Here is a 23,238-nt window from a genome sequence, read left to right on the forward strand (position 1 = left end):
GTAGTGGTGGGCACCCTTATATGTAGTGGTTGGACGCTTACGCGAAGCGGATCCGTACCGCGTCGCCGTGGCCGGGAAGATCCTCGGCACCGGACAAGCTCACGATGTGGCCGCTGACCTGTTCCAGCGCCGAACGGTTGTAGTTGATGACCTGCACGGCACGGAGGAACGTGGTGACGTTCAAGCCTGAAGAGAAGGCGGCTGTCCCACTGGTGGGCAATACGTGGTTGGATCCGGCGCAGTAATCACCCAGGCTCACGGGGCTGTAGTCACCTACAAAGATGGCACCGGCATTGCGGATCCGCGACGCCACAGCCGCAGCATCCGCCGTCATGATTTCCAAGTGTTCAGCCGCATAGGCATTGCAGACCGCGATCCCCTGATCAAGATCGTCCACCAGCACCACACCGGACTGAGACCCGGACAATGCCTCCAGAACCCGGGTGCTGTGCTTGGTGACGGCAGCCTGCCGTGCAAGTTCACGCACCACCGCGTCAGCCAGGTCAGCGGAGTCCGTCACCAGGACCGAAGCTGCTTTGGGATCGTGCTCTGCCTGGCTGATGAGGTCGGCGGCCACGAGGGGAGCTTGTGCAGTGGAGTCGGCAAGAATGGCGATCTCGGTGGTGCCGGCCTCGGAGTCGATGCCCACCACGCCCTTGACGAGCCTCTTGGCTGTGGCTACGAAGATGTTTCCGGGGCCAGTCACCACGTCCACAGGTTCGATGGGCAACTCATCCGCTGAGCCCGGGATCCCGTACGCGAAGGAAACGATGGCCTGTGCACCGCCGATGGCATAGACCTCATCAATGCCCAACAGCTTTGCGGCCGCCAGGATGGTGGGGTGCGGAAGGCCGTCGAAGTCTTTCTGCGGCGGGGAAGCCAGCGCAATCGACTCAACTCCGGCCGCTACGGCCGGTACAACGTTCATGATCACGGAGGAAGCCAACGGAGCGAGCCCGCCGGGCACATAGAGCCCAACACGGCCCACCGGAATCCAATTCTGGCTGACGACGGCACCATCGGCCAGGGCAACATCCACATTGGCCGGACGCTGCTGCTCTGCAAACTGGCGGGCTCGGCTGATGGACTCTTCCAAAGCAGCGCGGACGTCGGGATCCAGCCGGGCCAAGGCCTGGGTCAGCACCTCGGCCGGCACGCGCGGGTGGGACTGTTCCACGCCGTCGAACTTCTTCGCCAGCTCAGCGAGGGCCGCAAAGCCGCGACCGCGGACGGCCGAGATGATGTCCTGGACCTTCTGTTCGGCGTCGGCCATGGTCTGATGGCGCGCCCTGGGGACTGCGGCACGCAACTCAGCCAAGGAGAGGTGGCGGCCCCGGAAATCGATGCTCCGGAAATCGAGGGAAGCGGCGGCGCGGGCGGAAGTATCCGAAGAAGTGGTCACGTGGCTATTTTACGGGCTTCTTGGAAAGAACCCCGAACAGCGCCAGGACGAACGTGATGAACGCCGTCGCAGCCGGCCACAGGAGCAGCACAGCATAGGAACGGAGGGTGAATCCATATCCGGGGCCCAGGGCGGGGTTGGGAGCCGGGCCAAACAGCTGCGCGGCCAGCAAGCCAACCAACCACGCCACAAGGCCACCCAATGCGCCACCTGCAAGTGCGAACGTTAATCGGCGTCCCACGTTGTGGCCCTGCAGTTTCCCGTCCAGCATGACGCCGGTGAAGCAGCCCGCCACGAGCACCAAACCTGCCAGGACCAGGTCGCGTGGAAGCCAGGACTCCGGATTGCTTGCATCGGCAAGCGCGGGGTTGCCGGAAACAAAGTTGAGCCCACCGGGAGCAAGCAGCCACCAGAGCACGCCAACAACGACGCCGGCAACTGTCGGAAGGACAAGCCAGAGAGTCTCCTTGGAACTGCCGGGAGGAGGGGCCGAAGCCGGTTCGGCAACAGCAGGGACGTGCACGGTTGGCTCGGTCATACCCCTCACATTAACAAAGGTTCATGCAGGCCCCACAAAATGAGGACCCGCCAGCGCCGGAGGAATACTCTGAAGGGAGACTCAGCCCCCAGTCCAGGAGATTCATCCACGTGACAAGCGAACCATCCGGCTTTGACCGGACTTTCAGGGAGATGTTCCGCCGGCATGCGGCCGGAGTTGCCATCATCACGGCGAACTTGAACGGAAAGCCTTTCGGTTTCACGGCCACTTCTGTGGCGTCGCTGTCCGCTGAGCCGCCCCGGTTCACCTTCAACATGGCCAGGAGCTCCAGTTCGTGGCCGGCCGTGGCGAATGCCGAGTACATCGGCGTCCACATGCTCGGGCTCGAGAACCAAGCCCTCGCCAACCGTTTCGCCCGAACACGAGACCGGTTCGACGGCGACCACTGGGAACCGGGCCCCCATGACGTCCCCATCCTTAAGGACGTCAGCGGCTGGCTTGTGGGCAGGATCCAGATGCGGCTCTCGTTCGAGAACAATGCAGTGGTAGTGGTGGAGGTTGTCGACGGGCAAGTCGGCGGTGAGGGCACTCCCCTGCTCTACCACGGCGGTGGCTACAGCAAGCCCGCCCCGCTCGACTACGAAATCTGAGCGGGTGGAATCCTACCCGGCGGCTTCGGCCCCGGCGGCCGCGGGCCGCTAGTTGTCCAGGCAGGCCGGGCCCAGCAGGACCTTCAGGTCGCCAAAAAGGGACGGACTGGGGTTGACCCGCATATGCACGGGCAGCCCCATGACCTCCACCTTGGTATCACCCATCAGCTTGAGCCGGACTTCGGAGTTCCCGCGGTGGGTGCGCAGCACATCGCGCAGGTCCGTCACTACCGCTTCGGTGGCCTTGAACGTGGGGATGGTAATGATGACGGGACCATTAACGCTCTCGCTGAGGTCCGGGACTGAAAGCTCCATGCAGTTCAGCGTCACTGCGCCATCGTCCCGGCGTTGCAGCCTGCCCTTAACCACCACAATGAGGTCCTCCGCCAGTACGGAGGCGATGGGACCGTAGACCTGGCCGAAGAACATGACCTCCATGGAAGCGCCGAGGTCTTCGATTTCGGCCCGGGCGTAGGCGTTGCCGCTGGCCTTGGCGATCCTGCGGCTCAACGAGGTGATCATGCCCGCGATGGTGACAATCGCGCCGTCGTGCGGTCCGTCCTCACCGATGATCGAGGTAATGGACTGTTCCGCGTGCTGACTGAGAACGCCCTCCAGCCCCTGCAGGGGATGATCTGAAACGTAAAGCCCCAGCATGTCCCGTTCGAAGGACAGTTTGTCCTTCTTTTCCCACTCGGGCAGGTCCGGGATTTCCGTGGTGAGCGACGCTTCGGGCTCCTGGTCCTCGAAGCCGGCGAAGAGGTCGAACTGGCCAATCGCCTCGTTGCGTTTGAGGGTGATCACCGAATCGATGGCTTCTTCGTGGATCATGGCCAAAGCCCGGCGGTGGTGCCCCAGCGAGTCGAAAGCGCCGGCCTTGATCAGCGATTCGATGGTGCGCTTGTTGCACACCACGGCCGGAACCTTCAAGAGGAAATCCTTGAACGAGGTGTAGTTGCCCTCTGTTGCCCGCGTTGAGACCATGGCGTCCACCACGTTGACGCCGACGTTCCTGATGGCACCCATGCCGAAACGGATGTCCGTTCCCACAGGCGTGAAGTTCAGCGAGGATTCGTTGACATCCGGCGGCAGGACCGTGATGCCCATGCGCCGGCACTCGTTGAGGTAGATGGCCGACTTGTCCTTGTCGTCGCCCACCGAGGTCAGCAGTGCAGCCATGTATTCCGGCGCGTAGTGCGCCTTCAAGTAGGCCGTCCAGTAGGAGATCACGCCATACGCAGCCGAGTGGGCTTTATTGAAGGCATAATCGGAGAACGGAAGCAGAATGTCCCACAAGGTCTTCACGGCAGCCATGGAGTAGCCATTGTCCTGCATGCCTTGGGAGAAGCCGGCAAACTGTTTGTCCAGTTCAGACTTCTTCTTCTTGCCCATGGCGCGGCGGAGAATGTCAGCTTGGCCCAGCGAGTATCCGGCAAGCTTCTGTGCCACGGCCATAACCTGCTCCTGATACACGATCAGGCCGAAGGTGCCGCCGAGGATTTCCTTGAGGGGTTCTTCCAGCTCCGGGTGGATCGGGATGACCTCTTGGATCCCGTTCTTGCGCAGCGCGTAGTCAGTGTGGGCGTTGGCGCCCATGGGACCCGGCCGGTACAGCGCCAGGACCGCAGAGATGTCTTCGAAGTTGTCGGGCTTCATCAGCTTGAGCAAGGACCGCATGGGTCCACCGTCAAGCTGGAACACGCCCAGGGTGTCACCGCGGGCAAGGAGTTCATAGGAAGCGGCGTCGTCGAGTTCCAGGTTTTCCAGGTCCAATTCGACGTCGCGGTTCATCTTGATGTTTTCCAGGGCATCCGAAATGATCGTCAGATTTCGGAGGCCCAGGAAGTCCATCTTGATCAGGCCGAGGCCCTCGGACGTCGGGTAATCGAACTGGGTGATGACCTGGCCGTCCTGGAAACGGCGCATGATCGGAATGACATCGATGATGGGGTCCGAGGACATGATGACACCAGCGGCGTGGACACCCCACTGGCGCTTCAGGCCTTCAATGCCCAAGGCGGTCTCGAAGACCTTGGCGGCCTCCGGATCGGTAGCGATGAGCTGGCGGAAATCGCCCGCTTCGCTGTAGCGCTTGGACTCCGGGTTCTGGATGTCGGCCAGCGGAATGTCCTTGGCCATGACGGCAGGCGGAAGCGCCTTGGTCAGGGTCTCACCCATGCTGAAGGGGTAGCCCAGCACGCGGGAGGAGTCCTTGAGCGCCTGCTTGGTCTTGATGGTTCCGTAGGTGACGATCATCGCCACACGCTCGTCGCCGTATTTCTTGGTGACGTAGTCAATCACTTCGGAGCGGCGCCGATCATCGAAGTCGACGTCGAAGTCGGGCATGGAAACGCGGTCCGGGTTCAGGAAGCGTTCGAAGATCAGGCCGTGCTGCAGAGGGTCGAGGTCGGTGATGCGCATGGCGTAAGCCACCATGGAGCCTGCACCGGAACCACGGCCGGGACCTACCCGGATCCCGTTGTTCTTGGCCCAGTTGATGAAGTCGGCAACCACCAGGAAGTAGCCCGGGAATCCCATGGAGGTAATGACGCCGAGCTCGTAGTCCGCTTGCTTGCGGACCTTGTCCGGAATGCCCTGGGGGTAACGGTACTTCAGCCCGGTGTCTACTTCCTTGACCAGCCAGGAGGTCTCGTCTTCGCCGGGCGGGCAAGGGAAACGCGGCATGTAGTTGGCGCCCGTATTGAAGGAAACTTCGCAGCGCTCTGCAATGAGCAGCGTGTTGTCGCACGCCTCGGGGTGGTCGCGGAACAGTTCCCGCATTTCCTGCGGCGACTTCAGGTAGTAGCCGCTGCCCGAGAAAGCGAAGCGGGAGCCGCCGTTGTCATACGTTGGTTCCAGGAGCGTGGAACCGGACTGGATTGCCAGCAGGGCCTCGTGGGCTTTGGCATCGTGCTCGTGCGTGTAGTGGAGGTCGTTGGTGGCCACCAGCGGGAGATTGAGCTCCTTGCCCAGGCGCAGGAGGTCGCCGGTGACGCGGCGTTCAATGTCCAGGCCGTGGTCCATCAGCTCTAGGAAGTAGTTCTCTGCCCCGAAGATGTCGCGGAACTCCGCTGCGGCCTCAACGGCTTCGCGGTAAAGGCCGAGCCTCAGCTTGGTCTGGACTTCCCCGGAAGGGCAGCCCGTGGTGGCGATCAAACCTTCGGAGTAGGTGTTAAGCAGTTCCCGGTCCAGCCTGGGCCACTTACCAAAAACGGAGTCGAGGGAAGCAATGGACGAGGCCCGGAACAGGTTCCTCATACCCACGTTGTTGTAGCTCAGGAGCGTCATGTGGGTGTACGAGCCACCACCGGAAACATCATCCTTGCGCTGGCTTTCGTCGCCCCAGCGTACTCGTTCCTTGTCACCCCGGGCGGTGCCGGGCGTGACGTAGGCTTCGACGCCGATGATGGGCTTGATGCCCTGGTCGGTGGCCTTGCGCCAGAAGTCGAACGCACCGAACAGGTAGCCGTGGTCCGTGGTGGCCAGGGCGGGCATCCCGAGACGTTCGGTTTCATCGAACAGCTCACCCAGTCTGGCCGCTCCATCCAGCATGGAGTACTCGGTATGGGTGTGCAGGTGGACGAACGAATCATTGCTGGAAGTCACCACGACAGTCTACCGTCCCTGCCCGCGCGGGGCAGGGACCCCTGGCCGGCGGTGCCCTACGCTGAACCGGTGGCGAGGAGATCCAAGGCGTACTGGAGGTCCGCCGGATACTCGCTGCTGACCTCCACCCACTCACCGGTGCCGGGGTGGGTGAATCCAAGCTGACGTGCGTGCAACCACTGCCGGGTCAATCCAAGGGTGGCTGCAAGACGGGGATCCGCACCGTAGGTGAGATCTCCGGCACACGGGTGACGCAAGGCCGAAAAGTGCACGCGGATCTGGTGCGTCCGGCCGGTCTCCAGGTGCACTTCCACCAGGGTTGCCTTGCCGAAGGCTTCCAATACCTCATAGTGGGTCACTGATGGCCGGCCGCCTTCGATCACCGCGAACCGCCAGTCGTGGCCGGGGTGGCGACCGATCGGAGCATCGATGGTGCCCTCCAGGGGGTCGGGCAGTCCTTGAACCACGGCGTGGTAGACCTTCTCCACCGTGCGCTCCTTGAAAGCGCGCTTCAGCACCGTATACGCGTGTTCAGTCTTGGCCACCACCATGACCCCCGACGTGCCGACATCGAGCCTGTGGACGATCCCGGCGCGCTCGGGCGCTCCGGATGTCGAGATCCTGTACCCGGCGCCGGCGAGACCTCCCACTACTGTGGGTCCCACCCACCCTGGTGAGGGATGGGCTGCGACTCCCACCGGCTTGTCGATGACAACGAATTCCTCGTCGTCCAGCAGGATCTTCAGGCCTTCCACAACTTCCTCCACCACTTCCAAGGGGTCCCGCCGATCAGGGACGGTGACATGCAGCACCGAGCCGGCGGCCAGCTTTGCCGATTTCCCCACTGGCACGCCGCCTACGGTGACGTTGCCCTCAGCGATCAGCAGCGCCGCCGCAGAACGGGAAATGTCAAGCAATTGGGCCAGGCCGGCGTCAGCCCGCACACCTGCAAGTTCGTCGGGCACTACAACGGTGCTACTCACCGGCAGTTTCCCCCGTGGAACCGCCGGCCGGCTTGGCGTCATTGGCAGGCTTGCCGTCATCAGCCGGCTTGGGAGCAGGCGCCTGACGTGTCCCATCCATGCCGATGCCGCGAAGCGTCAGGAGGCAGATGATGACGACGCCGGACACCACAGCTGAGTCGGCGATGTTGAAAATGGCAAAGTTGGGCAGCTGGATGAAATCCACCACGTGTCCCATGGCAAAGGATGGTTCCCGGAACAATCGATCTGTGAGGTTGCCCAGCGCTCCCCCGAGGAGCAGGCCCAGCGACAAGGCCCACCAGGCCGATCCCAGGCGCCGTAGTTGGAACAGGATCGCCACGGATACGACGGCCATGACAATCGTAAAGATCCACGTCACGTTCTCGCCGATGGAGAACGCAGCACCCGAGTTCCGGATGTAGTACCAGTGCAGCAGCGGGGGAAGTACGGGAATCCGCTCGCCCTCCGTCATATTGCTGGTCACCCAAAGCTTGGTGAGTTGGTCAAAGGCGTAGGCAAACACGGCGAAGCCGGCAAACAGCCAGAGCATGGCCGGGCGCCACTTGCGGCGGGCGGCGGGCGCCGGCTGCGGGGCGTCATCGGTGAAATCGGTCATAGTGCTTTCATTCGGGAAGCGTGGCGGGCGCTGTCATGGGCTTTAACAGCAAAAGCCGGTGGCCGAGGAGTCCTCAGCCACCGGCTTTCAGAATACTTGCTAAACGTCTGCGGTTGCTTCGCCGACCTCAGGGGCGGCAACAGAACCACGGGCGTCCAGGTCGCGCAGCTGGCCTTCGATGTAGGCCTTCAGGCGTGAACGGTAATCGCGCTCGAAGCCACGGAGCTGCTCAACCTTGCGCTCAAGGACGGAGCGCTGCTGCTCCAGGGCACCAAGGATCTTGCGGGACTTCTCCTGGGCATCGTTGACGAGGCTGGAAGCCTCGATCTGAGCCTCGGCAATGATCTTTTCCTTCTGCTGCGCACCGTCGGAGACGTGCTTGTCGTGCATCTGCTGGGCCATGGCCAGCAGACCTGCAGCAGATTCAGCGGAGGGTGTGACGCTGTTGTTCGCAGCGGGAGCCTTCGCAGCAGCGGCAGAAGCCGCTGCAGCCTGCTCGGCTTCCTTCTTCTTGGCAGCTTCTGCAGCCTTGGCTTCGGCCTCTGCCTTGGCTTCAGCTTCCTTGTCGACCTTGACGGGGGCAGGAACCTTCTCAACCACCGGAGCCGCAGCAGTTGCAGCAGGCACTGCCGAACCGGCTTCGCCGAGCTTCTTGCGAAGTTCGTCATTTTCCTGGTTCAAGCGGCGAAGTTCCACCACGATCTCGTCGAGGAAGTCATCTACCTCGTCCTGGTCGTAGCCTTCGCGGAACTTGGTCGGCTGAAAGCGCTTGTTGACAACGTCTTCTGGCGTCAAAGCCATCTGGTCACCTCGTTGGTCTAGTTAGTCAGTAGGCCTTCCGGCCGTTCAAAACTACGGTACCTAAATATCATCTTGTTCCTCCAATTCAACACCATCGTGTTGATTTGGAGAATTTGCGGCCTTTGAACCATCGGTGGTCCGGGTTCCGCGGAGCAGCTACGCCAGGCTGCTGGTTACCGCCATAGCAATACTGACGGCAATAATCAGGATCAGGAAGCCCAAATCCAAGGAGATTCCGCCCAACTGGAGGGGCGGTATCAGCCTCCGGAGCCTCCCCAGCGGAGGATCCGTCACGGAGTAGACCACATGCGCTGTAACCAACGCCACACCCCGTGGCCGCCACTGGCGGGCAAACATCTGGACCCATTCGAAGATGAGCCGGATGATCAGGGCAATGAAGAACAGTAACAACACAATATAAATAAGGCCGAAGACAATGCCCACGAGTTAGCTCAGATCTCCCACTTGTTCCGGAATGCGGATCGGTCCCTACTATTGCAACACAGATGCCAGGCAGGGTGACCCGCCTGGCATCCGCAAAAGATCGTTGTCAGCTCTGGTTGAAGAAGCTGGCTTGGGTTTCGCTGGCCTTCTTGTCATCTCCGATGACCTCGACATACGACGGCGACAACAGGAAGACTTTGTTGGTCACCCTCTCGATGCTGCCGTGAAGGCCGAACACCAGGCCGGCGGAGAAGTCCACGAGGCGCTTGGCATCGGCTTCACCCATGTCGGTGACGTTCATGATGACGGGAATGCCATCCCGGAAACTCTCACCAATGACCTTGGCGTCGTTGTAGGAACGGGGGTGAACGGTGGTGATCTGCCTCAGGCCAGAGGCATCTTCGCGGCTGGAGGCCGCACGCTTGATGGGTGTCACGGGTGCGCGGTATTCCTCTTCGGCATCTACAGTGGGCATTTCACGGACAACTTCCCGGACGGGAGCAGGCGCCCTGCGCTCTTCCCGTTCCTGTGCCTGGGGGCGTTCTTCGTCGTGGTGCGAGGCGACGGCCTGCTCAGATTCGTAGTGTTCATCGCCGTCGGCGAGCCCAAGATAGATCATTGTCTTGCGCAGAGCGCCAGCCATGGTGCACTCCTATCGTTTCTGCAGTAGGCGGGCCGCCATGACGTGACATATTGGAACCCCGGCCCGTCATTCCAATACTTTGACGCTACCCCACGGCCGGACGGGAACCGAGAATATCGGAGCCTATTCTCAGGTGTGTCGCCCCGAATTTCACTGCCGCTTCGAGGTCCTGGCTCATCCCTGCGGATATCGCAGTTGCGGCTGGATGAGTGGCCCTGAGGGCCTCGGAAATACCGGCAAGTTTCTCGAATGCCGCTTCCGGGTCCGCTCCCAACGGCGCTACGGCCATGAGCCCGGACAAGTTCAGGCCGGAGGCCGATTCGATCCTCTCCGCCAACACCCCGACGTCGGAGGGGTTGGCGCCACCACGGTGGGCGCCGGCGTCGTCGTTCAAACCAACCTGGATGAAGCAGTCGAGGTGACTGCGCCCGGTAGCATGCTGTTCCCTCGCAACAGCCTTGGCCAGGGCGTCGACAACCTGAAGCCTGTCGATCGACTGAACCGACGCGGCATACTTGGCTACCGACTTGGCCTTGTTGCTTTGGAGTTGCCCAATGAAATGCCACCGGACGTCGACGTCGGGAAGCCCAGCGCTCTTGGCGGCCGCTTCCTGATCACGGTTCTCTCCAACATCGGTCACTCCGAGTGCAGCCAGTCGGCGGACATCGTCTGCGGGATGGAACTTGGTCACCACGATCAGCCGTGGCGGGTCATTCCGTCCGGCAGCAGCAACAGCCGCTTCGATCCGGCGCCTGACCACGTCAAGCCGGTGGGAGAGTTCGGCGGTCCGGGCATCGCCCGTCAGGCCCTCGCGCTTTTCGTCGTCGCGACCAAGGCTAATCATGAGTCCACACCAAACCTGCAAATCGACCCGTCCGGGAGTCCCGGCGGTATGAGAAAAGTGAATTGTGCTCCAGCGTGCACTCCCCCGAGTACTCCACGGTGACATCCATGGCTTCCAACTGGGCCCTGACGCCGGCGGGAAGGTCCAAGGAGGGCGTGCCCCAGGATGTGGAGGACCACGCGGCAGGAACCCGGGCCGCGACCTCGTCCCGCAACCCGCCGGGCACCTCGTAACAGGATCCGCAGATGGACGGCCCCAGCCAGGCGTGGATATCCAGTGCACCGCGCTTGCGCATTTCCTCAACGGTTGCGGGGACAACTGCGGAAGCCACACCGGGACGCCCGGCATGGGCCACGGCAATCACAGGGCCGGCGCCTGCACCGTTACCCACGAAAACCACGGGTACGCAGTCGGCCACCATGACGGCCAACGGTTGCGCGGCACGGGAGGCAGTGCCGGAAGCGGTGGCGGCTGAAACCATGGCGTCGGCGGTGGGCCCTGCCCCGTGGACGTCAATGAACTCCACGGCGCTGCCATGGACCTGATCCATGTATTGGAACTTGCGGGCTTCCAGTCCGGCGGCCTGTTCAACTTGAGCGCGGCGGGCCAGGACCTCCTCGGGGTTGTCTTCCACGTGGAGAGCCAGGTTCCCGGCGCCTGTATCCGTGAAGGCTACAGAGACGCCGGGCCGAACTTCATTGCGCCACCAGAACACCAGGAATTGACTCTCCGAACGCGGCTTACTTCAAGAAGTCGGGGACGTCGAGGTCGTCCGAACGGCTGCCCGAAAGATCCGGCTCTACTACCGCCGGGAGATCGACGTCGAAGCCTGAGTCGGCAGGGAGCGCAGAGGGACGCTGCTGACCCCAGTTGCTCAAGCCCGCGGCACCGATTCCGGCCGTTGCGTGCTGCGGTGCAGCGGCGCTCGACGGTGCGCTGCTCGGGGCAGCGGGACGATCTGAGGGTACGGGGTTCTGGGCCGGACGCGACTGGTCCATGGAGGGAGAGGTAGCCTTCACGTCATCGAAGCCTGCCGCGATGACGGTCACGCGTGCTTCATCACCCAAGGCGTCATCAATGACTGCGCCGAAGATGATGTTGGCTTCGGGGTGGGCCACTTCCTGAACCAAACGGGCGGCCTCGTTGATTTCGAAGAGGCCCAGGTCCGATCCACCCTGGATGGAGAGCAGGACGCCGTGGGCGCCGTCGATGGAAGCTTCCAGGAGCGGGGAGGCAATGGCCAACTCGGCAGCTTTGACCGCGCGGTCTTCGCCGCGGGCAGACCCAATACCCATCAAGGCAGAGCCCGCGCCCTGCATGACGGACTTGACGTCAGCGAAGTCAAGGTTGATCAGGCCCGGAGTGGTGATGAGGTCCGTGATGCCCTGGACACCGGAGAGGAGCACCTGGTCCGCGGAACGGAAGGCGTCCAGGACGGAGACGTTGCGATCACTGATGGACAGGAGGCGATCGTTGGGGATGACGATCAGGGTGTCGACCTCGTCACGCAGGGCGTCGATGCCGGCCTCAGCCGAACCTGCACGACGGCGACCCTCGAAGGTGAAGGGCCGTGTCACCACACCGATGGTCAGCGCGCCCAGCGAGCGGGCTATGCGTGCCACCACGGGGGCGCCACCGGTGCCGGTGCCACCACCCTCGCCGGCGGTAACGAAGACCATGTCAGCACCGCGGAGAACTTCTTCGATCTCGTCGGCGTGGTCCTCGGCGGCCTGCTTGCCGACCTCGGGGTTCGCGCCGGCGCCAAGGCCACGCGTGAGTTCACGTCCAACGTCAAGCTTGACGTCGGCGTCGCTCATGAGCAGCGCCTGCGCGTCAGTGTTGATCGCGATGAATTCGACGCCCCGAAGGCCTACCTCGATCATGCGGTTGACTGCGTTCACGCCACCGCCGCCGATGCCGACGACCTTGATGACGGCCAAGTAATTCTGCGGTGCTGCCACGTTTCGTGCCCCTTGCTTGTGTCCTATAGCGAAACTGATCGAGTCCAACTTGAATTCTTGGACCTTAACCCTCTAGTTGAAGGTTATTGTTATGTCAAGTAACTCTACTGCGACGGTATTTCCTATGCTTCGCACATGCAATCTCCGCTTGCGCGTGTCGTGTGATTGCCGCGAAATAAGGCCCCCGCCGGTCGTAGGTTACGTCCTCAACGCTGCTTATTTTGTGAATGGGTGCCGCGGAACGCTGACGTCGTAGACACTCACTTGAACCTTAGGGTCCGCAGGCATCTTCAGCAGCGCTTCCAGTGCCTTCGCCTTCAGTTCCCTGTCCTCGGCATTGCCCCACACTACCGTCTTTCCATCCACCAATTTCAGCTCCACGGCGTCCGGAGAGGCTGCCGAGGCCGTGGACATCTTGGCCCGGACATCGGCAGGCAGGGTGTCAAGGACCGCCGCGATGGCCTTGAACAACTCCGTGTTGGTGGCTCCGGCCCCGGCATCGATCAAGGGCAGCGCCACCGCTGACTGGTCCTTGGTTGCCCCGAGCTGCACACCGTCCACATCCACCATCACGTAGGAGTCTCCCTGCTTCAGCAAGGCCACCGGAACGCGTTCGTTGACATGCACCAGCAACTCCGACGGCGGCCGCGCCTCCATCGTGGCGGAGCGAACCTGCACCAGTGGCTTCAAGAGCTCGTTGATCTCTTGTTCACCCACTTGGGGCAGGGGTTTGCCTTCGAGTCCGGAAAGAGCTTTCTGCACCGCTTCCGGAGTCAACAGCGAGGTGCCGTCAACCGTGATGGTCCTGACTGCCAGCACGGGCGAGAAGACCGCTCCGGCGATCAAGGCCGCCACGGCAGCCGCCACAATGGACAGCGTCCATATCAGCAGTCTTCGCTGGCGCCGCCGTTTCGGCTCCGGAAAGACAATGACGTTGTCCGACGATGCGCCGGACGTGGCGGATTTACCGGTGGCCGGCGGCGGCGCAACCGTGACGGAATTCGCCTCTGGGTCAATGGAGCGTTGCGCGCTGATGACGGGGTCGGCTCCGCTGCCCGGCCGTGGGGTGCCCGGTCGGGATTCTGTTCCCGGCCTGTACGTCGGCTTGCGGGTGCTAGCCACCCAAGGCCTCCACGATCACTGGCCCGTAGGCAGTGACGTCGCCGGCTCCCACGGTCAGGATAACGTCACCGTCGTGGGCGACGGCTGCCAGGGCCTGCACTGCTTCGTCAGCTGCCACCAGCCGTCCCGTGGCCAGCTGGTCGGCGATCAAGGCACTGGTAACGCCGGGAAGCGGATCCTCGCGGGCAGGATATATATCCAGGATCAAGGCAGTATCCGCTGCGTCCAATGCCGCGGCGAACTCCTTGGCAAATTCACGCGTACGCGAAAACAGGTGCGGCTGGAACAGGACATGGACTTTACAGCCGCCTGCTACCGAGCGGGCCGCCGACAAGGCAGCGCGAACCTCTGTGGGGTGGTGGGCGTAATCGTCATAGACCCGCACTCCCCTCCCCTGGCCTTTGAGCTCAAACCTTCGCGAGGCGCCGGTGAAATGGCCCAGCGCGGCGGCGGCAGCTTCCGGTTCCACACCAAGTTCGACGGCGACCGCGAACGCGGCTGCCGCGTTCAGGGCGTTGTGACGTCCGGGAACCTGCAATTCAACCTTGTGGACCTGGTCCCCGATGGCCACCGAAACGTCACCCGGGCCGCCGTCGAAGAGCCGGATGTCGGCGTCGTCCGAGGTCCCGTACGTCAGTACCCGCGTGGTCCCCTGGCCTGCGGTGCGCTCGGCCAGGGCACGGGCGCCGGCGTCGTCGGCACAGGCCAGGAGAACGCCGTCAGCGGGAAGGAGCGCCGCGAAGTTGTCAAAGGACGCGAAGACCGCTTCCGGTGTTCCGTAGTGGTCCAGGTGGTCGGCTTCGACGTTGGTCACTACCGCGATCAGCGGCCGGTAATTGAGGAAGGAACCGTCGGACTCGTCCGCCTCGGCAACAAAGATGTCGGAGTCACCATGGGCTGCGTTCACTCCCAACGCCGGGACGTTGGCCCCGATGGCAAAAGACGGATCAACTCCGGCTTCCTTGAGCAGGACGGCGATCATGGAGGTAGTGGTGGACTTGCCGTGCGTGCCCGCCACTGTCACCACGCGGTGGCCGGCCATGGTGGCTGCCAAAGCTTCGGAACGGTGCAACACCGGCAGCCCGGCGGCACGCGCTGCGGCGAGTTCCGGATTGTCGGCGCGGATGGCTGAGCCCGCGACGATCGTCTGTGCGTCTGCCAGATTGCCTTGGTGGTACCCCACCGCGATGCGCGCCCCTGCCGAGGAGAGGTCGTGCATGACTGGAAGGTCTTTGGCATCGGTACCACTGACAGGGACGCCGCGGGCCACCATGATCCGGGCGACGGCGGACATTCCCACGCCGCCGATGCCAATGAAGTGGACGCGGCCCAGGGACTCGAGGGGGGCGATGCTGGTGGTCATGCGGATACCGCTTCCAGGACAAGATCAGCCATGCGCTGATCGGCGTTTCTTATACCAAGGGCTTCGGATTTGCGCGCCATGGCGGCGAGCCGGCCGTGGTCCGAGAGCAGGGGAATGAGTTCTCTTTCAAGCCATTCCGGGCTGAGGTCCTTGTCTTCAACCAGGAGCGCCCCGCCCGCATCCACCAACGGAGCAGCATTCAGCGCCTGTTCCCCGTTGCCGATGGGCAGCGGCACAAACACGGCCGGGACTCCCACCGCCGCCACTTCACTGACCGTTCCTGCGCCGGCGCGTGCCAGAAGGACGTCGGCCGCTGCGTAGACGTTCTCCATCCCATCCACATACTCAACCTGGCGATATCCCTCGGCTGCGAGCAGGCCGCCGTCGTCGTTGAGGAGCGCTTTACCGTTGCCGGTGATGTGCAGGGTCTGGATACCGCTGGCCGCCAATGCCGGCAAAGCGGCAGCGATGGATCGGTTGATGCTCATGGCTCCCGAGGAACCGCCGGTGACGATCAACGCGGGTCGGTTCGGGGCAAAGCCCAAGGCTTCCTTGGCGGCAGGCGCCGCCGTTGACCGGTGCAGCCCGGAAATGGGACGCCGCATGGGCATGCCAACATGACGGGCGCCCCTCAACCGGGTGCCGGAGAAGGCCACTGCAACGTGGTTGCTGAACCGGGCTCCCACGCGGTTGGCCAAACCGGCCCTCATATTGGCCTCGTGGATCACCACGGGGATGCCGAGTTTGCGGGCGGCGAGGTACATCGGAGTGCAAACGTAGCCGCCAACACCCACCAGGACGTCCGCGTTGGCATCCTTCAGGATCCGCCTGGCCTGGGAGACCGCGGCCAGCAACCGGCCCGGCAGCTTGATCAGGTCAAGGGAGGGCCGGCGCGGAAACGGAACCCGGTCAATCGTGGCGAGTTCGTATCCGGCCGCCGGGATGAGCCGCGTTTCCATGCCCGACGGCGTGCCGACAGCCAGGATGGAAGCATCCGGACGCTTGTCCTTGATGGCATCGGCGATGGCCAGCAGTGGGCTCACGTGCCCGGCAGTACCGCCGCCTGCAAGGACGACGGACAAAGGCTTGGACGCAGTGCGGGAATCAGGAGTCATGAAGTGCTATGTACGCTTTCGTGCGGTTTTCGGAGAACGGCGCGGCAGGAACCGGGGGCGCTGCTGCGGCGGCAACTGGCCTCGGGCCAAGGACAAGACTACGCCGATACCGCAAAGTGACATGATCAGTGCTGAACCACCGTAGGAGATGAAGGGAAGGGGCACGCCCACCACGGGGAGGAGCTGTGTCACGACCGCCATGTTCATGCTGGCCTGGCCCAGGAGCCAAACCATGATCCCACCGGCAAGCGTGCGCTGGAACGGGTCGGTTTGCCGGACCACCACCCGGAAGATGGCGATGCCGAGGATCGCGAACAGCACCAACACCACCAGGGTCCCCACCAGTCCAAGCTCTTCTCCGATGATGGCGAAGATGAAGTCGTTGTGGGCTTCGGGAAGCCAGTTGTACTTCTGCCGGCTTTGGCCCAGCCCCAGCCCGGTCCAGCTTCCCTGCGCCAGGCCGTACATGCCGTTGGTGGACTGGAAGTCGAAGTCGAAGTTTTCCGTACAAGAGGCTGAAGCCGTGCCCAGCCACGAGGTAATGCGGCAGATGCGGTTGGCGCTGCTGATGGTTCCCAGGACGGCGCCCACTGCGCCAACGGCACCGGCGATGGCCAGCATCTTCCCCGGCACTCCAGCGAAGTAGAGTCCTGCGGCTGTGATGGCCGCGATGACTATGACCGTCCCGAGGTCGTTGCCCAGCATCACCAAGGCGATGACCATTCCAGCTCCGGGTACCACGGGAATGATGACATGCCACCAGCGGTGGAGGAATTTCTGCTTGCGCGCAAGTACAGCAGCGATCCAGATACAGAGGATCAGTTTTGCCATCTCTGACGGTTGGAGGGTTATCCCGCCAAGGTCGATCCAATTCTTGTTGCCGTTGACGGTGTTGCCCATAACCTGGACCAGGACCAGGAGCACCACCACCGCACCGAGGGCCCACCAGGACAGCCTTTTCATCCAGTTTACGTTGGTCCGCGAAATGACATACATACCTATCAGACCGACCACGCCGAACCCGGCTTGCTTCAAGGCATCCGCATAGGGCGATTTCCCTTCGGAAATCGCCTCGACACTTGAAGCGGACAAGACCATCATGATTCCGATGGCAGTGAGGGCCAAGGCACACCCCAGGATGAGGTAGTAGGTGGAACTGTTGGGCGCCTTGTCCTTGCCTTCCAGGCTGTCCCAAAAGTTGCGCAGGTGTCCGCGGAGCCCGGAAGGCTTCTTCCCCGGCTTGGCCGGAGCCTTGGGTTTCCCGTCCCGGGGGTCCTTGCCGCGGGTGCGGGTGGGCGTGCTGACCATTGTTACTCCTCGGTGGTCGGTGCCTGCCCTTCCACAAGCTCGCGAACTGCCTGGACGAAAGCATCGCCGCGGTGAGCGTAGGAAGAGAACTGATCCATGGATGCAGCCGCGGGTGCCATCAGGACGGTGTCCCCTGGCATGGCCAGTTGGGCCGCCGACGCCACGGCCTGGGCCATGATGGCCTCGCCGTAGATGGGCGAAGCGGCATTGCCGGCTACGGTCTGCACTTTTTCAGTGTCGCCCTTCGCCTGCGCTATCACGGGGACATCCGGTGCGTGTCGCTGGAGGGAGCCTTCCAGCGCCTCGGTATCGGTACCGATGAGCACAACAGCTTTCAGTCGGGGCGCATGTTCTTTGACAAGGTCGTCATAGTTGACTCCCTTGGACAGTCCTCCCGCTATCCACACAACCTGCTGGAAGGAAGACAACGCAGCGGACGCAGCATGGGGGTTGGTGGCTTTGGAGTCATTGATCCACAGAACCTCGTTCTGCTTGGCCACCAATTGGATGCGATGGGCGCCGGGCAGGTAGTTGACCAGGCCCTGCTTCACCGCTGCCGGCTCAATCCCGTAAGCGCGGACCAACGCAGCGGCTGCCAGCGCGTTGGCCACCATGTGCCGCGGCGCCACGGGCCCGAGGTCGGACATCGCGGCCAACTCCGCTGCGGAGTCTTTGCGCTCGGCAATGAAGGCACGGTCAACCAGCAGTCCGTCCACCACACCCAGCATGCTGATGGCAGGTGTGTTGGTGGTGAAGCCAATGGCACGGCACCCCTCCACCACATCGGCATTTTCCACCATGCGTTCGGTTTCGATTTGCTCCGCGTTGTAGACGGCAGCCTTCTGGGTGTTCTCATACACCTTGGCCTTGTCCGCAAGGTAGGAGGCATACGATCCGTGCCAGTCCACGTGGTCCTCAGCGACGTTGAGGCACACGCTGGCCACAGGTGACAAGGAGTGGCTCCAGTGGAGTTGGAAGCTGGAGAGCTCAACAGCAAAGGCGTCGTAGTCCACCGGATCGCGCAGCGCATCGAGGATGGGGGTTCCCACGTTGCCTACGGCGATGGCCTTGAGCCCCGCCGCCTGCAGCATGGATTCGGTCATGCCCACGGTGGTGGTCTTGCCGTTGGTACCGGTAATGGTGAGCCAATCCGCCGTCTTGCGTCCCTCGCGGACGCGGAGTCGCCAGGCCAGTTCTACATCTCCCCAGACGGGGATGTGCTTGCGCTTGGCGGCAGCGAGCAACGCTTGGTCGGGCCGCCATCCCGGCGAGGTAACAACGAGTTCAGGCTGAGAATCATCGATCAACGGCAAGGCACTGACGGCATCTTCCCCCAGCAACACATCCACCGCGCCAACAATTTTCAGGGTGTCTGCTTGGGCTTTGGCCTTGGGTGTGGTGGCCGCATCAACCACCACTACCTTGGCTCCAAGCTCGATCAGGGTGTCAGCAGCCGAGAAGCCGGACACGCCGATTCCCGTTACCACCACCCGCAGGCCGCTCCAGTCAGCGTCCCAGCTTGTAAGTCCGTTGAGCCTGTCCACGGCGGACGGCGTTGTCTCCGGGCTTCCGTTCACAGCAGTACCACCCATTCAGCGTAGAAAATTCCAAGGCCGGCGGCCACGAAGAGGCCGGCGAGGATCCAGAAACGGACCACCACGGTGACTTCCGCCCAGCCCTTCAGTTCGAAGTGGTGTTGGAGCGGCGCCATCTTGAAGACACGTTTGCCGCCGCTGAGCTTGAAGAAGCCCACCTGGATGATGACCGAAAGGGTGATCAGGACAAAGAGCCCACCGATGAAGGCCAGCAACAGTTCAGTGCGGGACAGGATGGCGAAGGCCGCAACTGCGCCGCCGATCGCCAAGGACCCCGTGTCACCCATGAAAATCTTGGCCGGTGACGTGTTCCACCACAGGAAGCCCACCAGGGCGGCACTGAGGATCGCTGCCAGCAGGGCAAGGTCCATGGGGTCCCGGACCTGGTAACAGCCACTGCCCGCTTCACGCGGCGATCCGCAGGCCTGGTTGTTCTGCCAGATCCCCATGATCGTGTACGCCCCGAAGACCATAATGGAGGCACCCGCGGCCAGACCATCCAGGCCGTCAGTCAGGTTCACGCCGTTCGTGGCCGCGGTGATGATCAGGTTGGACCACACGATGAAGAGGATCGCACCGAGCACGGTTCCCCCAAAAGCGAGGTCCAGCCAGGGGATGTCGCGAACCAACGAGATCTGGGTGGATGCCGGGCGCAAGCCGTCCTCGTTGGGGAACTGCAATACCAGGACAGCGAAGATGATCCCCACCGCTGCCTGGAGGATCAGCTTGGCGCGGGCGTTCAGGCCCAGGCTTCGCTTGTTGGAAATCTTGATGTAGTCATCCAGGAAGCCCACAAAACCCATGCCCACCATGAGGAACAGCAGCAGGAGCCCGGACGCCGATGGCCCCGGGGAGCGGGGGTTCATCATCCACATGATCAGGTGGGTCACGAAGTAGCTGATGAGGACGGCCGCCACCACCACAGTTCCGCCCATGGTGGGGGTGCCGCGTTTGGTGTGGTGGGACGTCGGACCGTCGTCCCGGATGAATTGCCCGTAGCTCTTGGCCACGAGGAACTTGATGAACAGGGGTGTCCCAATCAGGGCCACCAGAAGGGCGACGCCGGCGCCGATCAAAAGTGCAATCACAGCAGCTCGTTCCCTTCGCTTGCGGCCGCTTCAGCCGCGTTGACTCCGGTGGGCTCGGCCCGTGGAGGTAATGCTATCCGATCACCCAAATGCCGCAGCCCCACTCCGTTGGAGGACTTGAACAGCACCAGGTCACCGGGTTCAAGCTCGTTCTGAAGGAGCTCGTAGGCTTCTTCCACTGTCTCGGTGAACGAACATTCGTCACCCCAGGATCCTTCCTGGATGGCTGAGACGTAGAGGGCACGTGCTTCGCGTCCCACCACCACCAGCCGTGAAATGTTCAAGCGGACCACCTGCGTGCCCACTGCGGTGTGCTCGCGGATGGAGTCCTCCCCCAGTTCAAGCATGGCCCCAAGGACCGCCCAGGTCCTCCTGCCTTGCCCGAGGTCTGCAAGGGTCCGCAGCGCTGCCCGCATCGATTCGGGATTGGCATTGTAGGCATCATTGATGATGGTCACGCCGTCCGCGCGTTCCGTCCGCTCCATGCGCCAGCGGCTGGCCGCAGACTGTGAGCTCAAGGAGGCGGCAACAGCGGCGGCCGGGATGCCTGCGGCAAACGCGGCTGCCGCGGAGGCCAACAGATTGGTCACATGGTGACCACCGATCAGGCGGCTTCGCACCTCGACGGCAGGCCCGCCGTCGGGCAGTACAAGATCAAATTCCGGGAACCCTTGGTCATTGACCACTACGTTGCGGGCTTCGACTTCCTCGGTAGTCGCCGGTGACGACGTGAAGCCCAGGACCTTGGCCTTGGTCCTGCTGCGCATGGCTGCAACGCGGCCGTCGTCCAGGTTGATGACCGCTGTGCCGTGCTCGCTGAGGGCTTCAACGAGTTCGCCCTTGGTTTGGGCGATGTTTTCGACGCCGCCGAATTCACCTGCGTGCGCCGTGCCCACTACCAGGACAACGCCGATGTCCGGCTTGACCATGTCCGCAAGGTACTTGATGTGGCCCAATCCAGTGGCGCCCATCTCGATGACCAGGTACCGGGTGTCTGCGTCAGCGGCGAAAACCGTCAGCGGCACACCCACCTCACCGTTATAGGAACCCTGCGGGGCCACCGTCTTGCCGGCCTCCGTCAGCACTCCGGCGAGGAGATCCTTGGTGGTGGTCTTGCCGGCCGAGCCCGTGATGCCGATGACGGTAAAGTCCTCGCCACGCTGCGCACGTTCAGCCCGGATGCGCCGGACGCTCTCCGCTGCCAGCGCGCCCATGGCCAAGACCGCGTCGTCAACCACGACGGCGGGGAAAGGGCTTCCGGCGGCATCGGCCACTTCACGTTCGGCGAGGACCAGTACGGCGCCGCGCTCGAACGCGGCATCAACGAAGTCGTGGCCGTCGGCGTGCTCGCCGGGCTTGGCCACGTACAGGGAACCGGGTGTCGCTTCCCGTGAATCAGTGACGACGGAGGTGGGCACGACGTCGGGAGCTCCGGTCAATCGGCCATGGGTGATGTCGGCGATCTCCGCCGCAGTAAGTGCAATCATCTCGGTTTAGGACTCTATCCGCTGGTCCGTTGAAACGCTGAATCCCTTGGATGTCAAGGCGGCGCGCAATTCCACCCTGTCGTCCAGCGCCAGGTTGACGCCTTTGACCTCTTGCCACACTTCGTGGCCACGTCCGGCTATCAGGATGGTGTCGCTGACTGTGGCCATCTCCACGGCCAGCCGGATCGCCGCGTCCCTGGGGTAGGACTCGATGATCTCGCTGGACAGACCCTCGGCATCGCGCGCCGCGTGGGCGCCCTGCAGGACCTCGGCGCGGATGGAGCCGGCATCTTCGTCATGGGGATCGTCATCGCTGACAATCACTACGTCAGCCAGGCGCGCGGCAATGGCACCCATGGTGGGCCGCTTACCTTGATCGCGCTGGCCAGTGGCGCCGAAGACCACGATGACCCTGGAGCCCTCCTGGGGGGAACGCACGGCCTCCAGGGCACGCGCCAAAGCATCGGGATTGTGGGCAAAATCAACAACGGCCGCCGGTTCGGTCGACACCAACTGCATTCGTCCCGGAACACCAACGGTAAAAGGATCGTGGGCATCCAACGCTGCCTGCAGAGTCTGCTCATCGACGCCGGAGGCCAGGACCATGACGGCTGCAAGGGCTGCATTTGCGACGTTGAAGTCCCCGGGCAGACCCGTATGGACGCGCAGGGCGCGTCCACCGACGTGCCGGAGTTCAAACTCCGAGCCGAGTCCTCGTGCGGAGACCTCCGCGACATGCCAGTCAGCGACGGTGTTGGAGTCTTTGGCCGAGAGGGTTGTGACAGGGATGCCGGCTGCCTCCGCGAGCTTGCGTCCCCATTCGTCGTCCACGGTGACAACGGCGTGCCGGGCCCTGCCTGCGGTGAAAAGATCTGCCTTGGTGCGGAAGTACTCCTCCATGCTCCCATGCAGGTCCAGGTGGTCCTGGGTGAGGTTGGTGAAGCCCGCGACGTCGAACATCACACCATCCACACGTCGGTAGGAGATCGCATGGGATGACACTTCCATGGAGGCAGCCTCCAAGCCTCGTTCCCGCATCAAAGCCAGCAGGGCGTGGACGTCTGTGGACTCCGGTGTGGTCAGCAGGCTGGGGATCGGTTCGCCGCCCGCCACGATCTCGATGGTGCCAATGAGCCCCGGCTTCTTGCCCAGGGCCCGCAGCAGCGAGTTGATGAAGTAGGTGGTGGTTGTCTTGCCGTTGGTCCCGGTGACACCGTAGAGCGTCGGGTAACCACCCTCGGCCGGCTGGCTGCGGTAGATCAGGGCTGCCAAAGGACCCACCGCCGTGCGCGGCTCGTCAATGATCAGGACAGGCACCGGCTGTTCGCCGGCCAGCGCAAGCTGGCGCGCCCCGTCGTCGTCCGTCACCACCGCGACTGCACCGGCCGCAACTGCCTGGGGAACGAAGTCGGCACCGTGGCGCGAAGCCCCCGGCAAAGCCATATAGAGATCACCGGGTTCCACAGCCCTGGAGTTGAGCGTGATACCCGTTACTCCCCCGGACTGGAATCCCTCCGGGGCAGCAACGCCAAGGACCTCCGCAATGGTGGCCAAAGGCACCGCTGCCACAGACCCGGGGCGAAAGCCGGACCGGCCTGCATCCGGCGTCGTGACGTTGTTGGCTGCCTCATTGTGCTCTGACACGTGGTTCTCCGTTGGTGCTCGTGGAACGACCGGCTGGGGGCCAGCGGCGCCCGGGCCGTTAGTGGTG

Annotated in this window: 20 protein-coding genes; 1 reads left to right on the forward strand and 19 read right to left on the reverse strand. The window is 63.1% G+C overall.

Features of this window, described 5'->3' with window-relative positions; genetic code table 11:
• Positions 1 to 37: 37 nt before the first annotated feature.
• Entirely contained in the window at positions 38 to 1,402 is a 1,365-nt protein-coding gene (gene hisD, locus AB4Y77_RS19420; protein ID WP_442015050.1) for a histidinol dehydrogenase, read from the reverse strand.
• Between the two features lie 4 nt (positions 1,403 to 1,406).
• Positions 1,407 to 1,940, reverse strand: coding sequence for a hypothetical protein (locus AB4Y77_RS19425; protein WP_442015051.1), 534 nt, complete (start codon positions 1,938 to 1,940; stop codon positions 1,407 to 1,409).
• A 110-nt stretch (positions 1,941 to 2,050) separates the two neighbouring features.
• On the opposite strand from AB4Y77_RS19425, the gene AB4Y77_RS19430 reads away from it, so the two are divergent.
• Complete coding sequence (locus AB4Y77_RS19430) at positions 2,051 to 2,551, forward strand: flavin reductase family protein (RefSeq protein ID WP_442015052.1); 501 nt, start codon at positions 2,051 to 2,053, stop codon at positions 2,549 to 2,551.
• A 48-nt stretch (positions 2,552 to 2,599) separates the two neighbouring features.
• Here the strand turns inward: AB4Y77_RS19430 and dnaE are convergent, their stop codons facing one another.
• The 17 genes from dnaE to AB4Y77_RS19515 all read right to left on the reverse strand — a co-directional run bounded on the left by dnaE (position 2,600) and on the right by AB4Y77_RS19515 (position 23,171).
• On the reverse strand, positions 2,600 to 6,157 hold the full coding sequence (gene dnaE / locus AB4Y77_RS19435) for a DNA polymerase III subunit alpha (RefSeq protein WP_442015053.1): 3,558 nt from the start codon (positions 6,155 to 6,157) through the stop codon (positions 2,600 to 2,602).
• Between the two features lie 56 nt (positions 6,158 to 6,213).
• Complete coding sequence (locus AB4Y77_RS19440; RefSeq protein WP_442015054.1) at positions 6,214 to 7,140, reverse strand: RluA family pseudouridine synthase; 927 nt, start codon at positions 7,138 to 7,140, stop codon at positions 6,214 to 6,216.
• Positions 7,133 to 7,756, reverse strand: a complete 624-nt coding sequence (gene lspA / locus AB4Y77_RS19445) for a signal peptidase II (protein ID WP_311214422.1) — start codon at positions 7,754 to 7,756, stop codon at positions 7,133 to 7,135. The genes AB4Y77_RS19440 and lspA overlap by 8 nt, the downstream gene beginning before the upstream one ends.
• Before the next feature lie 99 nt (positions 7,757 to 7,855).
• Positions 7,856 to 8,557, reverse strand: a complete 702-nt coding sequence (locus AB4Y77_RS19450; protein ID WP_311214421.1) for a DivIVA domain-containing protein — start codon at positions 8,555 to 8,557, stop codon at positions 7,856 to 7,858.
• Between the two features lie 156 nt (positions 8,558 to 8,713).
• Complete coding sequence (locus tag AB4Y77_RS19455) at positions 8,714 to 9,001, reverse strand: YggT family protein (RefSeq protein ID WP_017200850.1); 288 nt, start codon at positions 8,999 to 9,001, stop codon at positions 8,714 to 8,716.
• Between the two features lie 106 nt (positions 9,002 to 9,107).
• Complete coding sequence (locus AB4Y77_RS19460; RefSeq protein ID WP_026542515.1) at positions 9,108 to 9,644, reverse strand: cell division protein SepF; 537 nt, start codon at positions 9,642 to 9,644, stop codon at positions 9,108 to 9,110.
• A gap of 85 nt (positions 9,645 to 9,729) precedes the next feature.
• Positions 9,730 to 10,488 (reverse strand): YggS family pyridoxal phosphate-dependent enzyme, encoded by a 759-nt coding sequence (locus tag AB4Y77_RS19465; RefSeq protein ID WP_442015055.1) that lies wholly within the window; start codon positions 10,486 to 10,488, stop codon positions 9,730 to 9,732.
• The gene (locus AB4Y77_RS19470) at positions 10,481 to 11,203 is read right to left on the reverse strand and encodes a polyphenol oxidase family protein (RefSeq protein ID WP_311214419.1); all 723 of its coding nucleotides are present in this window, start codon (positions 11,201 to 11,203) and stop codon (positions 10,481 to 10,483) included. The genes AB4Y77_RS19465 and AB4Y77_RS19470 overlap by 8 nt, the downstream gene beginning before the upstream one ends.
• Before the next feature lie 25 nt (positions 11,204 to 11,228).
• Positions 11,229 to 12,449 (reverse strand): cell division protein FtsZ, encoded by a 1,221-nt coding sequence (gene ftsZ, locus AB4Y77_RS19475; protein ID WP_011774419.1) that lies wholly within the window; start codon positions 12,447 to 12,449, stop codon positions 11,229 to 11,231.
• A 216-nt stretch (positions 12,450 to 12,665) separates the two neighbouring features.
• A complete protein-coding gene (locus AB4Y77_RS19480) occupies positions 12,666 to 13,571 on the reverse strand; it encodes a cell division protein FtsQ/DivIB (RefSeq protein WP_311214418.1) in 906 nt (301 codons plus the stop codon).
• A complete protein-coding gene (murC, locus tag AB4Y77_RS19485; protein WP_311214417.1) occupies positions 13,564 to 14,934 on the reverse strand; it encodes a UDP-N-acetylmuramate--L-alanine ligase in 1,371 nt (456 codons plus the stop codon). The genes AB4Y77_RS19480 and murC overlap by 8 nt, the downstream gene beginning before the upstream one ends.
• A complete protein-coding gene (gene murG / locus AB4Y77_RS19490; RefSeq protein ID WP_311214416.1) occupies positions 14,931 to 16,049 on the reverse strand; it encodes an undecaprenyldiphospho-muramoylpentapeptide beta-N-acetylglucosaminyltransferase in 1,119 nt (372 codons plus the stop codon). Before murG ends, murC begins: the two co-directional genes overlap by 4 nt.
• Before the next feature lie 6 nt (positions 16,050 to 16,055).
• Positions 16,056 to 17,357 (reverse strand): putative lipid II flippase FtsW, encoded by a 1,302-nt coding sequence (gene ftsW / locus AB4Y77_RS19495; RefSeq protein WP_311214415.1) that lies wholly within the window; start codon positions 17,355 to 17,357, stop codon positions 16,056 to 16,058.
• Positions 17,358 to 17,359: 2 nt separating this feature from the next.
• A complete protein-coding gene (murD, locus tag AB4Y77_RS19500) occupies positions 17,360 to 18,949 on the reverse strand; it encodes a UDP-N-acetylmuramoyl-L-alanine--D-glutamate ligase (protein ID WP_311214414.1) in 1,590 nt (529 codons plus the stop codon).
• Entirely contained in the window at positions 18,931 to 20,040 is a 1,110-nt protein-coding gene (mraY, locus tag AB4Y77_RS19505) for a phospho-N-acetylmuramoyl-pentapeptide-transferase (RefSeq protein WP_089594499.1), read from the reverse strand. The genes murD and mraY overlap by 19 nt, the downstream gene beginning before the upstream one ends.
• Positions 20,037 to 21,527 carry a UDP-N-acetylmuramoyl-tripeptide--D-alanyl-D-alanine ligase gene (locus tag AB4Y77_RS19510; protein ID WP_442015056.1) on the reverse strand — a complete coding sequence of 497 codons (1,491 nt, stop codon included), beginning with the start codon at positions 21,525 to 21,527 and terminating at the stop codon, positions 20,037 to 20,039. Before AB4Y77_RS19510 ends, mraY begins: the two co-directional genes overlap by 4 nt.
• 6 nt (positions 21,528 to 21,533) lie before the next feature.
• Positions 21,534 to 23,171, reverse strand: a complete 1,638-nt coding sequence (locus AB4Y77_RS19515) for a UDP-N-acetylmuramoyl-L-alanyl-D-glutamate--2,6-diaminopimelate ligase (RefSeq protein WP_311214412.1) — start codon at positions 23,169 to 23,171, stop codon at positions 21,534 to 21,536.
• Positions 23,172 to 23,238: the final 67 nt, after the last annotated feature.

Source organism: Paenarthrobacter sp. YAF11_1, from assembly GCF_052113445.1.
GTDB lineage: Bacteria > Actinomycetota > Actinomycetes > Actinomycetales > Micrococcaceae > Arthrobacter.